This is a genomic window from Pseudoduganella rhizocola (genome assembly GCF_045984285.3).
In the GTDB taxonomy this organism is placed as follows: domain Bacteria; phylum Pseudomonadota; class Gammaproteobacteria; order Burkholderiales; family Burkholderiaceae_D; genus Rugamonas.
Genome location: NZ_JBJQIK030000004.1, coordinates 483,964 through 496,807, shown reverse-complemented (window position 1 = coordinate 496,807; position 12,844 = coordinate 483,964). Strand labels below are relative to the sequence as shown.

Here is a 12,844-nt window from a genome sequence, read left to right as displayed (position 1 = left end):
AATCAGGCCGCCAGCGAGGCAGTAAGTGCATCGAGGAGGGCGGCATTCTCTTCCGGCGTGCTGACCGTAACACGGAGGCAATTTGCCAGCACACTGTGCATTTTACTCATATTTTTGATGAGGACTTTGCGGGACAGCAGTTGCGCCTGCACCGCGTCCGCATCCGGCACCCGGATCAGGATGAAATTGGCGGCCGAGGGGAACACGGTCACACCCGGCAGCGCAGCCATGGCGGCGCTCAGTTTTCCGCGCTGTTCGCGCAGGATTGCCGCCTGTTCGTTCAGCACATCGAGGTGGTCGAGGGCGAATTCGGCGGCCGCCTGGGTCATCACGTTGACGTTGTACGGCGGCCGCACCTTGTCGAACTGCTCCAGCAGCGCCGGGGCGGCGGACATATAGCCGAGGCGGATGCCCGCCAGGCCCAGTTTGGACAGCGTGCGCATCACGATCAGGTTGTCGAACTCCGGCAGGCGGCGCATGAAGCTCTGCTGGGCGAAGGGCTCGTAGGCTTCGTCCACCACCACCAGGCCTTCGTCGCCTTGCGCGCGGATGATCTCCAGCATGGCGTTTTCGTCGAACAGGTTGCCGGTAGGGTTGTTCGGGTAGGCGAGGAAGACCAGCGCGGGTTTATGCTCGGCAATGGCGGCCAGCATGGCCGGCAGGTCGAGCGAGAAATCTGCTTTCAGCGGCACGCCGACGAAGTCCATGCCGGCCATCTGGGCCGAGCGCTGGAACATGACGAAGGCGGGCACCGGCGCCAGCATCACGGCGCGGCGATCCTGGTGCGCGCAGGCGGCGGCCATGATGGCGATCAGCTCATCGGAACCGTTGCCCAGCATGACGTCGTAGCCGGCAGGGACGCCCAATTTGGCGACGATGCGCTGCTTGATGGTGCTGTAGGAAGCCACCGGGTAGCGGTTCATCGCCACGCCGGCCAGGCGCGTGCCCAGTTCCTGCTGGAGCGCCTGCGGCAGCTCGTAGGGGTTTTCCATCGCGTCGAGCTTGATGTAGCCGCTCGCGTCCGGCACGTGATACACGCCGATGGCGCGCACGTCGGAACGGATGGTGTTGGCGATCAGGCGATCGAGGGACATTTCGTTTTACTCCGGGTCGATGTTTTCTTCTGCGGCGCCGGATTGTCTTCCAGCGCCAGCCGTTCGGCGATGATCTTGCAGTACTCGGCATTCAGTTCGAAGCCGACAAAGTTCCGGCCGCAGCGCTTCGCTGCAACAGCCGTCGTGCCGCTGCCCATGAACAGGTCCAGCACCACGCCATCCGGCGGGCAGGAAGCCTTGACCATGCGCTCGATAATCTCCAGCGGCTTCTGCGTCGGGTGATCGACCCGCTCGGAATGCTCGCGGTGAAGCCTGGATACGCTCCACAAATCTTTCGGGTTATAGCCCACTTCCAGCCATTTCGCGCCGACGAAAATCGAACGCGAACGGGCTTTCTTCGTCTCGGCGTCGTAGGGAATGCGTACGGCGTCGAGGTCGAAGTAATAATCCTTGCGGCGCACGAAGAAGCCTACCGTATCGTGCACCGAGGTGAAACTGCGGGTGCTGCCGCCCATCGAGGGCACGCGGCGGTCCCAGATAATCTCGTTCATCATCGTCATGCGCTTTTTCAGCATCACGAAGATCTCTGGCGAAAAGCGCCAGGTGAGGAAGATGTACAGGCTGCCGTTCGCTTTCAGCTTCGGCAGCGCGGCATCCACCCATTGCTCGGTCCAGCGCAGGTAGTCGTCCACCGTCTGCTGGTCCGAGGTATTGCCGTAGTCCTTGCCCAGGTTATACGGCGGGTCCGTCAGGATCAGGTCAACCGAGCCATCGGGAATACGCTTCACCCCTTCCAGCGCATCTTCGCAGAAGACCTGGTTCAGCCACTTCTTCATGCGCCGGTCTTCAGGCGCAGTTCTGCGCTGCGGGCGTGCGCCTGCAGTCCTTCTCCGTAGGCCAGTTCGGCCGCTACCTTGCCCAGCGTCTGCGCCCCGGCTTCGCTCACGTGGATGACCGAAGAACGTTTCTGGAAGTCGTAGACGCCCAGCGGCGAGGAGAAACGCGCCGTGCGCGAAGTCGGCAGCACGTGGTTCGGGCCGCAGCAGTAGTCGCCCAGCGATTCGGACGAGAAGCGGCCGAGGAACATGGCGCCTGCGTGGCGGATCTGGTCGGCCCATTGCTGCGGGTTTTCGGCGGAGATTTCCAGGTGCTCGGCAGCGATGCTGTTGGCAATGGCGCAGGCCTCCGCCATATCCTTCACTTTGATCAGCGCGCCGCGGTCCTTCAGCGAGGTGCGGATCACTTCCGCGCGCGGCATGTCGGGCAGCAGTTTGGCGATGCTGGCTTCCACTTTGGCGATGTAACCGGCGTCAGGGCACAGCAGGATGGCTTGCGCCAGTTCGTCGTGCTCGGCTTGCGAGAACAGGTCCATGGCGACCCAGTCGGGATCGGTGCTGCCGTCGCAGATCACGAGGATTTCCGATGGGCCTGCAATCATGTCGATGCCGACTGCGCCGAATACGCGGCGCTTTGCCGCTGCCACGTAGGCGTTGCCGGGGCCGACGATCTTGTCCACGGCCTTGATGGATTCGGTACCGTAGGCCAGTGCTGCCACCGCCTGTGCGCCGCCGATGCCGATGACGCGGGTTACGCCCGCAATCGCGGCGGCGGCCAGCACCATCTGGTTCTTCACGCCATCCGGCGTGGGCACCACCATGATGATTTCGCCCACGCCTGCGACTTTCGCGGGCACGGCATTCATCAGTACCGAGCTTGGGTAGGCGGCTTTGCCGCCCGGGACGTAGATGCCCACGCGGTCCAGCGGCGTGATGCGCTGGCCCAGCACGGTGCCGTCAGCCTCGGTGTAGCTGAAGCCTTGCAGTTCCTGCTTCTGGCGCTCGTGGAACAGGCGGATGCGTTCGGCCGCCGTCTGCAGCGCCAGGCGCTGCTTTTCCGGCAGTGCGGCCAGTGCCGCGTCCAGCTCCTGCTGGCCGATGTCAAAGGCGTGGATGTCGGCCGCGCCGCCGTTCGGAATGCGGTCGAACTTGTTGGTGTACTCCACCACCGCCTCATCGCCACGTGCGCGCACTTGCTTGATGATGTCCGCTACCGCCGTTTCGATGGCGTAGTCTGTTTCGGCTTCGAAGGCCAGCAGCGCGTCGAGCTTTTCCTGGAAATCGATCTGAGTGGAGTCGAGCTTGCGGATCATGATTATTTCGCTTTGGCTTTGGAAGCGCGTTCGAACGCTTCGATAATCGGTTGCAGGCGGGCGCGCTTCAGTTTCAGCGCGGCCTGGTTGACGACCAGGCGCGAGGAGATCTGCATGATCTCTTCGACTTCCACCAGGTTGTTGGCGCGCAGCGTGCTGCCGGTGCTGACCAGGTCGACGATGGCGTCTGACAGGCCGACCAGCGGCGCAAGCTCCATCGAGCCATACAGCTTGATCAGGTCAACGTGCACGCCCTTCGACGCGAAGTGTCCGCGCGCGGTCTGCGTGAATTTGGTGGCCACGCGCAGGCGTGCGCCCTGGCGCACCGCGCTTTCGTAGTCGAAGCCCGCTTTCACGGCCACCGACATGCGGCACTGCGCGATGTCCAGGTCCACCGGCTGGTACAGGCCTTCGCCGCCATGCTCCAGCAGCACATCCTTGCCCGCCACGCCGAAGTCCGCCGCCCCATGCTGCACATAGGTCGGCACGTCGGTGGCGCGCACGATCAGCACGCGCACATCCGGATCGTTGGTCGGCAGGATCAGCTTGCGCGAAGTCTCCGGATTTTCAGTCACCGTAATGCCTGCTGCCGCCAGCAGCGGCAGGGTGTCTTCGAAAATGCGGCCCTTCGACAGGGCAAGGATAAGCTGTGAGGACATGATTTACTTGATACGGGTGATATTGGCGCCTACGGCGGACAGTTTCAGTTCCATGCGGTCGTAGCCGCGGTCCAGATGGTAGATGCGGTCCACCAGCGTTTCGCCTTTGGCGGCAAGGCCCGCAATCACCAGCGATGCGGATGCGCGCAGGTCGGTCGCCATCACGGGCGCCCCGATCAGCTGCGATACGCCGGTGATATGGGCGGTATTGCCGTCGGTCTCGATCTTTGCGCCGAGACGGTTCATTTCCTGCACGTGCATGAAGCGGTTTTCAAAGATGGTTTCCTGCACGCGGCTCTGGCCATCGGCGATGATGTTCACGGCCATGAACTGGGCCTGCATATCGGTCGGGAAGCCCGGGTATTCGGTGGTGCGGAAGTTAACCGGCTTCGGGCGGCCATCCATCTGGGCACGGATCCAGTTGTCGCCCACGGTCAGCTTCACGCCGATGTCGCGCAGCTTGTCCAGCGCGGCGTCCATGATGTCGGTGCGGGTGTTGCGGATAGTGATGTCGCCGCCTGCCGCCGCCACCGCGCACAGGAAGGTCGCCGCTTCGATGCGGTCCGAGATCACGGCATGCTTCGCGCCGTTCAGCGCAGGCACGCCCTGGATCACCAGGCGGTCGGTGCCGATGCCGTCGATCTTCGCGCCCATTGCCACCAGCAGGTTGGCGAGGTCGGTCACTTCCGGTTCACGCGCCGCGTTTTCCAGCACGGTTTCGCCTTCGGCCAGGGTTGCCGCCATCAGCAGATTCTCGGTACCGGTCACGGTGATCATGTCGGTGACGACGCGCGTGCCCTTCAGCTTCTTCGCTTTCGCGTAGATGTAGCCGGCGTCGATCGAGATCTCGGCGCCCAGCGCCTGCAGGCCCTTGATGTGCTGGTCCACCGGACGCGAGCCGATGGCGCAGCCGCCCGGCAGCGAAACCTTGGCCTGGCCGAAACGCGCCAGCAGCGGGCCAAGCACGAGGATGGAGGCGCGCATGGTCTTCACCAGCTCATACGGCGCTTCGTACTTGTCGATCTTCGACCCGTTCATCGTGACCTTGTCGCCGTTCTGCTCGATCTGCAGGCCGGTCTGGCGCAGCAGCTTGAGCATGGTGGCCACGTCGTGCAGGTTCGGCACGTTGGACAGTTCCAGGTCGCCGGCCGTGAGCAGGCCAGCGCAGAGGATAGGCAGCGCCGCATTTTTGGCGCCGGAAATCTGGATGTCGCCCATGAGGCGCTTGCCGCCGGTGATGAGGAGTTTGTCCATGTCTGCTTATCCTTGGAATTCTTCAGGGGTCAGGGTTTTCATCGACAGCGCGTGGATCTCTTCACGCATGCGGTCGCCCAGCGCTGCATACACCAGCTGGTGGCGCTGGATCAGGCGCTTGCCGGCAAAGGCAGGCGACACGATCACGGCCTGGAAGTGCTGGCCGTCGCCGTCCACTTCCAGGTGGGTGCATTCGAGTCCGGCGGCGATGTAGCCGTGGATGGCTTCAGGGGTGGTGGTCACGGTATTTCCTTTTAGTGGCGCAGGCGGTAGCCGCTGCGCAGAAGACGAATGGCTGCCAGCGACAACACCACCAGGAAGGCGGCGACGATGCCGAGGCTGGTCCATGGATTGATGTCCGACTGGCCGAAGAAGCCGTAGCGGAAGCCGTCGATCATGTAGAAGAACGGGTTCAGGTGCGATACGGTGAGCCAGAACGGCGGCAGCGAATGAATCGAGTAGAACACGCCGGACAGGAAGGTCAGCGGCATGATCAGGAAGTTCTGGAAAGCGGCCAGCTGGTCGAACTTCTCGGCCCAGATGCCCGCGATCAGGCCCATGGTGCCGAGGATGGCGGCGCCCAGCAGCGCGAACACCAGAATCCACAGCGGCCACGCGAAGCTCATGTGCGCGAACCATGCGGTAACGAGGAACACGCCCAGGCCGACGGCGATGCCGCGCACCATGGCGGCAATCACATAGGCCGAGAACAGTTCCCAGTGCGACAGCGGCGTTAGCAGCACGAACACGAGGTTGCCCGTGATCTTGGACTGGATCAGCGAGGACGAGGAGTTGGCGAAGGCATTCTGCAGCACGCTCATCATCACCAGGCCCGGAATCAGGAAGGCGGTGTATGTCACGCCCTCATACACCTGCACGCGGCCTTCCAGCACGTGGCCGAAGATGAGCAGGTAGAGCATGGCCGTCAGGATGGGCGCGGCGATGGTTTGCGTCGCGACTTTGTAGAAGCGCAGCGTTTCTTTATAGACGAGGGTGCGGAAACCGGTGGAAATCATGCGACGGTGTTCCCTTCCATAATTTGCAGGAAGATGTCTTCCAGGTCGGCCTGCTGCAGCTGCATCTCGTCGATGACGGTGCCGCTTTCGCGCAGGCGGGCGAGGATCTTTTCCACTTCCGAGTATTCGTTGATGCGCAGGCTGTATTTGTGGCCGCTAGCGGCGTCTTCCGGATGCGTGATAAGAGGACGCAAATCATCCGGCAGCGTGCCCTGCTTCATGTGCACGATCAGCTGCGAACCGCTGATGCGGCGGATCAGGTTGGACATGGTGTCCAGCGCTTCCACCTTGCCCAGCTTGAGCATGGCCACGCGCTTGCACATGGCCTGCGCTTCTTCCAGGTAGTGGGTGGTGAGCACCACGGTGTGCCCTTCGCGGTTCAGGCGCGAGATGAACTTCCACAGCGTCTGGCGCAGCTCCACGTCCACGCCGGCGGTCGGCTCGTCGAGCACGATCACGGGCGGCTTGTGCACCAGCGCCTGCGCCACCAGCACGCGGCGCTTCATGCCGCCGGACAGGGCGCGCATATTGGTATCGGCCTTTTTGGTGAGGTCGAGGTTTTCCATGACCTCGTCGATCCACTTGTCGTTGTTGCTCAGGCCGAAATAACCCGATTGCAGGCGCAGCGTTTCGCGCACCGTGAAGAAGGGATCGAACACCAGTTCCTGCGGCACCACGCCGAGCTTCTTGCGCGCCTCGCGGAAATCGCTGACCACATCGTGGCCGTGGATCTTCACGCTGCCCGCATCGGCGCGGATCAGGCCCGCAATGATGGAGATGAGAGTGGTTTTACCGGCGCCGTTGGGACCGAGCAGGCCGAAAAACTCGCCTTCTTCGATCTTGAGCGACACGCCGCCCAGTGCCTGGAGCGACTTGTAGCGCTTCTCGACATTGCTGATTTCGATTGCTGTCATGCTTGGCTGTTAGTTTTCTGAGCAACGCTGACCGTTGCGCTGGCGGCCTTGCGGCCGGGGATGCGAGCGCCGCGGCTCTACAGGCAGCGGCAACGGTCAATTATATTGGAATTTTGGTTCGGCTATGCCGGACCGGGGAAAAACGGTACTGCGGGGGCGGCGGGGTGGGGCGGGGGTCAATGATGGTGCAGGTCTGCTGGGGAATCGGCCAGGGCGGGCGATACCAGCGAGCAAACACCGTACAGCTTGGTGAGGCTGCGGAGGGCGGGCGGCAGGTTCTTCAGCTCAAGGCGGATGCCGGCCTCGGCGGCAGCGCGCTGCCAGGCCAGCATCACGGAGACGGCGGCCGAGTCGACCGACACCACGTTGCCCAGGTCGAACACGGTTTGGCCGGCGCGGATGGCGGCCAGGCCGTGTTCCAGCGCTGCCGTGGCGTTATCCACGGTGAGTGCGCTCAGGGATTGCATGGTGTTGTCGCTCATGGCTTTATTTTACAGGCTGGGTGTTCAGCGGCTTGCTGGCCAGCTGCTTGTTGCGGGCGGCCAGGGTCTTGATCAGGCCGTCGATGCCGCCCTTGCTGATTTCGCTGCTGAAGGTGCTCTTGTAGGTTTCCACCAGCCAGGCACCCAGCACGTTGATATCGTAGATTTTCCAGCCGGAACCCGTTTTGGCGACGCGGTAGTTCAGCGGCACAGGCTCGCCGCGCGGCTGGTTCACCACGGAACGCACTTCCACTTCAGTGTCGCCGGCGGCAGCGCGCAGCGGCTTGAACTCCACGGTCTGGTTCTTCACCTGGGACAGGGCGCCCGAGTAGGTGAAGATCAGCAGGGTGCGGAACTCGGCGGACAGGGCGCGCTTCTGTTCCGGCGTGGCTTCACGCCAATAGCGGCCGGCGGCCAGCTGGGTCATGCGTTCGAAGTCCACATAGGGCAGGATCTTGGTTTCCACCAGATCCATCACGCGCTTGGAGTCGCCAGCCTGGATCTGCTTGTCGTTTTTCGCCGTTTCCAGCACTTCGGTGCTGATGCGCTTCACCAGCGCGTCCGGCGCTTCATTGGCATTCTGCGCCTGCACCGGCGCGGCCAGCACGAAGGATACAGTAGCGAAAGCGAGAAGTTGCTTGATCAATTTCATCTTGTCTAACCTATAAAGTCGCGGCTGGCGCCCATGCGCAGCCGTCGGGGGCATTATATCGTGCCCCCGAAATTGGGCAGCGCCCTGCTCAGTTTGCCTCGACGGCCTCGGGCTTCTGCGGCTCCGGCGGCGGGTCGCCGTCATACACCTGGCTGCGGCGGCGCTGCAGCCAGCCGTCGCGCACGAACTGGTAGCGGTCCAGCGCCGCATCTTCCAGCAGCGAGGTCGCGTCCAGCAGCTGGGCGCGCTTGTCCACAACGCGGATCGCCGTGCCGATATTGCGCACATTGGCAGGATCCTTGTAGGTCCATGGATCCGCGGCCATATCGACCGGCAGGCCCACGGTGTCGCGCAGGGTCGAAGGACCGAGGATCGGCAGCACGATGTAAGGGCCGGGCGTGACGCCGTAGGAGCCCAGGGTCTGGCCCAGGTCTTCGTTATGCTTCTGGAAACCCGCTTCGGAAGCGATATCCAGCAGGCCCAGCAGGCCGAAAGTCGAGTTGATGGCCACGCGCATCACGTCCGACATGCCTTCCTGGCCTTTGCCCTGCATCAGGTTATTGGCGGCGGTCCAGACGTCGGACAGGTTGCCGAAGAAGTTGCCGACGCCGGTCTGCACGAAGTCCGGAGTGACTTTCTTGTAGCCGGTGGCAACGGGCTTGAGCACAGCATTGTCCACGGCGTCGTTGAACTTGAACATGGCCCGGTTGTAGCCTTCCAGCGGGTCGGCCGGGTTATTGCTCGTGGCGCATCCGCTCAGGGCGGCCGTGGCGGCCAGCGCCAGCAGGGTACGGCGCAGCGTCGACTGGTTCATCAATTGGCGTCCTTTCCGTCAGCAGCCTTGCTATAGATAAATTGGTTAATCAGGTCTTCCAGCACGGCGGCGGACTGGGTGCGCGCGATCTTGTCGCCGCCCTTCAGGTTGGCTTCATCGCCGCCCGCTTCAATGCCGATGTACTGCTCGCCCAGCAGGCCCGAGGTCAGGATCTTGGCCGAGCTGTCTTTCGGGAACTTGTAGCCTTCTTCCATGTCCATGGTCACGGCCGCCTTGTAGCTCTTGTCGTCGAACACGATGCGCGACACGCGGCCCACCACCACGCCGGAGGCTTTTACCGCCGCCTGGGGTTTGAGGCTGCCGATATTGTCGAACTGCGCCGTGATTTCGTACGTCTTCGAGAAGCTCAGCGTGCTCATGTTGCCCGCCCGCAGGGCGAGGAACATCAGCGCGGCGACACCCGCCACGACGAAGAGGCCAACCCAGAAATCCACCGATTTGCGTTGCATAAAACTAATCCTATAGGTTTTTGCCAAAGCGCGCAGGGCGCTTGGGCTCAGGTATTTTTCTCAGCTACTTCTATTACTTACTGAACATCAGGGCGGTGAGCATGAAGTCCAGCCACCAGATCATCAGCGAAGACACAACCACGGTACGGGTGGTGGCGCCGGCCACATCTTCCGGCGTCGGCTGGGCCTCATAGCCCTGATAGAGGGCGATGAAGGTAATAGCAATGCCGAACACCACGCTCTTGGCGAAACCGTTGAATACGTCTTTCCACACGTCGACGCCGTTCTGCATCTGCGACCAGAAGGCGCCTTCGTCCACACCGATCAGCTTGACGCCGACCAGGTAGCCGCCGAACACGCCAACCGCGCTGAAGATCGATGCCAGCAGGGGCACCGAGATCACGCCGGCCCAGAAACGGGGCGCCAGCACGCGCTGGATCGGGTTCACGGCCATCATTTCCATGGCGGACAGCTGCTCGCCGGCCTTCATCAGGCCGATTTCAGCAGTCAGCGACGTACCGGCGCGGCCGGCGAACAGCAGGGCTGTAATGACCGGCCCCAGTTCGCGGGTCAGGCCCAGCGCCACCAGCAGGCCGACGGATTCCTCGGCGCCGTATTTGTTCAGCGTGTAATAGCCCTGCAGGCCCAGCACCATGCCGACGAACAGGCCGGACAGGGTAATGATCAGCAGCGAGTAGTTGCCGATGAAGTGCAGCTGCTCGATCAGCAGGCGCGGACGGCGCAGCAGGCCGGGCGACAGGCCCAGCATGGCGAAGAACATGCGCGTCGACAGGCCCACGCTCTCGATGTATTCGCGCACCGTGGTGCGGGCAGCCAGGCCCAGGCGTTCGATAGGACGGATCAGCATCATGCGCGGCCTCCCAGTCCCAGGTCATCGGCCAGCGATTTGCCGGGATAGTGGAAGGGCACCGGACCGTCGGCCTCGGCATGCACGAACTGCTTTACGTACGGGTCGGTGGACACCAGCATGTCGGCCGGGGTGCCGTGGGCCACGATTTTTCCCTGCGACAGGAAATACACGTAGTCGGCGATCTGGAAAGACTCTTTCACGTCGTGCGACACCAGGATGGAGGTGGAACCGAGCGCATCGTTCAGGTTGCGGATCAGGTTGGCGGTCACGCCCATCGAAATCGGGTCGAGGCCCGCAAAGGGCTCGTCGTACATGATCAGCTGCGGGTCGAGGGCGATGGAGCGCGCCAGCGCCACGCGGCGCGCCATGCCGCCCGAGATTTCGCCCGGCTTCAGCTTGGCGGCATTGCGCAGGCCCACGGCGTGCAGCTTCATCAGCACCAGGTCGCGGATCAGCTCTTCCGGCAGGTCGGTATGCTCACGCAGCGGGAAGGCCACGTTTTCGAACACGGTCAGGTCGGTGAACAGGGCGCCGTGCTGGAACAGCATGCCCATTTTGCGGCGCAGCAGATACAGGTCGGACGTCTTCAGCTGGTCCACGACCTGGCCATCGACCGTCACATGCCCGCTTTTCGGACGGACCTGGCCGCCGATCAGGCGCAGGACGGTGGTTTTGCCGGAGCCGGAGCCGCCCATGACGGCAATGACCTTCCCTTTCGGGAAATCCATATGGAGGCCCGCCAGGATGGGGCGCTTTCCATAGGAAAAGTGCAAGTCACGAATTTCGACGAGGTTCGGCACGGGCTACGCTCTTGGTTTTTAATGTCATATTGTAAAACAGAAACGTCTCCCTCTGCTGACCGCCCCTCGCAAGGGGGAGCCCAAACGGAGATCAAGAGGTCAATCATACAACATTACTAACCTTCAAGTCAGCAATTTACATCTAGAAATACTTATTAATTTGCTGCATGACAGCAAAAAAAATGCCCCACGTGAGGGATCACCCCAGTGGGACAAAGATACTGCTGGGACAAAGCTTTTAACGCGGGAGCACGGAGCTGCCCATCAGGTACTCATCGACCGCGCGGGCGCACTGGCGGCCTTCACGGATGGCCCACACCACCAGCGACTGGCCGCGGCGCATATCGCCTGCGGCGAAGACGCCGGGTTTGTTCGTCTTGTAGCAGCCGTCGCCATCGGTGGTGGCGCGCGCGTTGCCGCGGGCGTCCTTGTCCACGCCGAAGGCGTCCAGCACCTGCTGCACCGGCGACACGAAGCCCATGGCCAGCAGCACCAGGTCGGCCTTCATCTCGAATTCGGAGTTCGGCACTTCGGTCATCTTGCCGTCCTTCCATTCCACGCGGCAGGCGATCAGTTTTTCGACCTTGCCGCCCTTGCCCTCGATGCGTTTGGTGGCCACCGCCCAGTCGCGCTCGCAGCCTTCCTCGTGCGAGGACGAGGTGCGCAGCTTGGTGGGCCAGTAAGGCCAGACCAGGGGCTTGTTTTCCTGCTCGGGCGGCATGGGCATCAGTTCGAACTGGGTGACGCTGGCGGCGCCGTGGCGGTTCGAGGTGCCCACGCAGTCGGAGCCGGTGTCGCCGCCGCCGATCACGATCACGTGCTTGCCGGTGGCCTTGATCTGGTCCTTGACCTTGTCGCCTGCATTCACCTTGTTCTGCTGCGGCAGGAAGTCCATGGCAAAATGCACGCCCTTCAGCTCGCGGCCGGGCACCGGCAGGTCGCGCGGCTGCTCGGCGCCGCCCGCGATCACCACGGCGTCGAAATCCTTTTCCAGGTCTTCAGGGAAGATGGTTTCCTTGGCCCAGTTGTTCACATTGGCCGGGAAGTCCTTGCCGATCAGGGTGGACAGGCGGAATTTCACGCCTTCCGCTTCCATCTGCTCGATACGGCGGTCGATATGCGACTTTTCCATCTTGAAGTCGGGGATGCCGTAGCGCAGCAGGCCGCCGGCGCGGTCCGACTTCTCGAACACGGTCACGTCGTGGCCGGCGCGCGCCAGCTGCTGGGCCGCCGCCAGGCCGGCAGGACCGGAGCCGACGATGGCGACCTTCTTGCCGGTCTTGCTGGCCGCAGGCTGCGGCACCACCCAGCCGTTTTCCCAGCCGGTGTCGATGATCTTGTGTTCGATGGACTTGATGCCCACCGGGTCGCTGCCGATGCCGAGCGTACAGGCGCTTTCGCAAGGCGCCGGGCAGATGCGGCCGGTGAATTCCGGGAAGTTATTGGTCGAGTGCAGCACATCCAGCGCGGCGCGGTAGTGGTTGCGGTAGACCAGGTCGTTCCAGTCCGGGATGATGTTGTTGACCGGGCAGCCCGTGTTGCAGAAGGGGATGCCGCAATCCATGCAGCGTGCGCCCTGCACCTTGGCCTGCTCGTCCGTCAGGTGGATGACGAATTCCTTGTAGTTCTTCAGGCGCGCTTCAGGAGCGAGGTAGCCCTCTTCCTGGCGCTGGAATTCCATGAAACCGGTGATTTTTCCCACTTTAAT

Annotated in this window: 15 protein-coding genes; all 15 read right to left on the bottom strand. The window is 62.8% G+C overall.

What is annotated here, in order from left to right; genetic code table 11:
* Positions 1-2: 2 nt before the first annotated feature.
* On the bottom strand, positions 3-1,094 hold the full coding sequence (gene hisC / locus ACJRPG_RS12665; RefSeq protein WP_408000442.1) for a histidinol-phosphate transaminase: 1,092 nt from the start codon (positions 1,092-1,094) through the stop codon (positions 3-5).
* The gene (locus tag ACJRPG_RS12660) at positions 1,076-1,891 is read right to left on the bottom strand and encodes a DNA-methyltransferase (RefSeq protein ID WP_408000441.1); all 816 of its coding nucleotides are present in this window, start codon (positions 1,889-1,891) and stop codon (positions 1,076-1,078) included. The genes hisC and ACJRPG_RS12660 overlap by 19 nt, the downstream gene beginning before the upstream one ends.
* Entirely contained in the window at positions 1,888-3,204 is a 1,317-nt protein-coding gene (gene hisD, locus ACJRPG_RS12655; RefSeq protein WP_408000440.1) for a histidinol dehydrogenase, read from the bottom strand. Before hisD ends, ACJRPG_RS12660 begins: the two co-directional genes overlap by 4 nt.
* A 2-nt stretch (positions 3,205-3,206) precedes the next feature.
* Complete coding sequence (gene hisG / locus ACJRPG_RS12650; RefSeq protein WP_408000439.1) at positions 3,207-3,863, bottom strand: ATP phosphoribosyltransferase; 657 nt, start codon at positions 3,861-3,863, stop codon at positions 3,207-3,209.
* Positions 3,864-3,866: 3 nt separating this feature from the next.
* Positions 3,867-5,117 (bottom strand): UDP-N-acetylglucosamine 1-carboxyvinyltransferase, encoded by a 1,251-nt coding sequence (murA, locus tag ACJRPG_RS12645; protein ID WP_408000438.1) that lies wholly within the window; start codon positions 5,115-5,117, stop codon positions 3,867-3,869.
* 6 nt (positions 5,118-5,123) lie between these two features.
* Complete coding sequence (locus ACJRPG_RS12640; protein ID WP_408000437.1) at positions 5,124-5,360, bottom strand: BolA family protein; 237 nt, start codon at positions 5,358-5,360, stop codon at positions 5,124-5,126.
* 11 nt (positions 5,361-5,371) lie between these two features.
* Positions 5,372-6,133 (bottom strand): ABC transporter permease, encoded by a 762-nt coding sequence (locus ACJRPG_RS12635; protein WP_408000436.1) that lies wholly within the window; start codon positions 6,131-6,133, stop codon positions 5,372-5,374.
* Positions 6,130-7,047: an ABC transporter ATP-binding protein gene (locus ACJRPG_RS12630; protein ID WP_408000435.1), complete on the bottom strand. Its 918-nt coding sequence runs from the start codon at positions 7,045-7,047 to the stop codon at positions 6,130-6,132. The genes ACJRPG_RS12635 and ACJRPG_RS12630 overlap by 4 nt, the downstream gene beginning before the upstream one ends.
* Positions 7,048-7,223: 176 nt before the next feature.
* Positions 7,224-7,529 carry an STAS domain-containing protein gene (locus ACJRPG_RS12625; protein ID WP_408000434.1) on the bottom strand — a complete coding sequence of 102 codons (306 nt, stop codon included), beginning with the start codon at positions 7,527-7,529 and terminating at the stop codon, positions 7,224-7,226.
* Between the two features lie 4 nt (positions 7,530-7,533).
* Positions 7,534-8,181 (bottom strand): MlaC/ttg2D family ABC transporter substrate-binding protein, encoded by a 648-nt coding sequence (locus ACJRPG_RS12620; protein ID WP_408000433.1) that lies wholly within the window; start codon positions 8,179-8,181, stop codon positions 7,534-7,536.
* 88 nt (positions 8,182-8,269) lie between these two features.
* Positions 8,270-8,995, bottom strand: coding sequence for an MlaA family lipoprotein (locus ACJRPG_RS12615; protein WP_408000432.1), 726 nt, complete (start codon positions 8,993-8,995; stop codon positions 8,270-8,272).
* Positions 8,995-9,465 carry an outer membrane lipid asymmetry maintenance protein MlaD gene (mlaD, locus tag ACJRPG_RS12610; protein ID WP_408000431.1) on the bottom strand — a complete coding sequence of 157 codons (471 nt, stop codon included), beginning with the start codon at positions 9,463-9,465 and terminating at the stop codon, positions 8,995-8,997. The genes ACJRPG_RS12615 and mlaD overlap by 1 nt, the downstream gene beginning before the upstream one ends.
* A gap of 73 nt (positions 9,466-9,538) precedes the next feature.
* Positions 9,539-10,333, bottom strand: a complete 795-nt coding sequence (gene mlaE / locus ACJRPG_RS12605) for a lipid asymmetry maintenance ABC transporter permease subunit MlaE (RefSeq protein ID WP_408000507.1) — start codon at positions 10,331-10,333, stop codon at positions 9,539-9,541.
* On the bottom strand, positions 10,333-11,136 hold the full coding sequence (locus ACJRPG_RS12600) for an ABC transporter ATP-binding protein (protein WP_408000430.1): 804 nt from the start codon (positions 11,134-11,136) through the stop codon (positions 10,333-10,335). Before ACJRPG_RS12600 ends, mlaE begins: the two co-directional genes overlap by 1 nt.
* Before the next feature lie 238 nt (positions 11,137-11,374).
* A complete protein-coding gene (locus ACJRPG_RS12595; protein WP_408000429.1) occupies positions 11,375-12,838 on the bottom strand; it encodes a glutamate synthase subunit beta in 1,464 nt (487 codons plus the stop codon).
* Positions 12,839-12,844 lie beyond the last annotated feature (6 nt).

What these genes read in the sequence shown, in the direction of transcription:
- hisC (WP_408000442.1), bottom strand. Translation starts at nt 1,094, where the DNA reads ATGTCCCTCGATCGCCTGATCGCCAACACCATCCGTTCCGACGTGCGC.
- ACJRPG_RS12660 (WP_408000441.1), bottom strand. Translation starts at nt 1,891, where the DNA reads ATGAAGAAGTGGCTGAACCAGGTCTTCTGCGAAGATGCGCTGGAAGGG.
- hisD (WP_408000440.1), bottom strand. Translation starts at nt 3,204, where the DNA reads ATGATCCGCAAGCTCGACTCCACTCAGATCGATTTCCAGGAAAAGCTC.
- hisG (WP_408000439.1), bottom strand. Translation starts at nt 3,863, where the DNA reads ATGTCCTCACAGCTTATCCTTGCCCTGTCGAAGGGCCGCATTTTCGAA.
- murA (WP_408000438.1), bottom strand. Translation starts at nt 5,117, where the DNA reads ATGGACAAACTCCTCATCACCGGCGGCAAGCGCCTCATGGGCGACATC.
- ACJRPG_RS12635 (WP_408000436.1), bottom strand. Translation starts at nt 6,133, where the DNA reads ATGATTTCCACCGGTTTCCGCACCCTCGTCTATAAAGAAACGCTGCGC.
- ACJRPG_RS12630 (WP_408000435.1), bottom strand. Translation starts at nt 7,047, where the DNA reads ATGACAGCAATCGAAATCAGCAATGTCGAGAAGCGCTACAAGTCGCTC.
- ACJRPG_RS12625 (WP_408000434.1), bottom strand. Translation starts at nt 7,529, where the DNA reads ATGAGCGACAACACCATGCAATCCCTGAGCGCACTCACCGTGGATAAC.
- ACJRPG_RS12620 (WP_408000433.1), bottom strand. Translation starts at nt 8,181, where the DNA reads ATGAAATTGATCAAGCAACTTCTCGCTTTCGCTACTGTATCCTTCGTG.
- ACJRPG_RS12615 (WP_408000432.1), bottom strand. Translation starts at nt 8,995, where the DNA reads ATGAACCAGTCGACGCTGCGCCGTACCCTGCTGGCGCTGGCCGCCACG.
- mlaD (WP_408000431.1), bottom strand. Translation starts at nt 9,465, where the DNA reads ATGCAACGCAAATCGGTGGATTTCTGGGTTGGCCTCTTCGTCGTGGCG.
- mlaE (WP_408000507.1), bottom strand. Translation starts at nt 10,333, where the DNA reads ATGCTGATCCGTCCTATCGAACGCCTGGGCCTGGCTGCCCGCACCACG.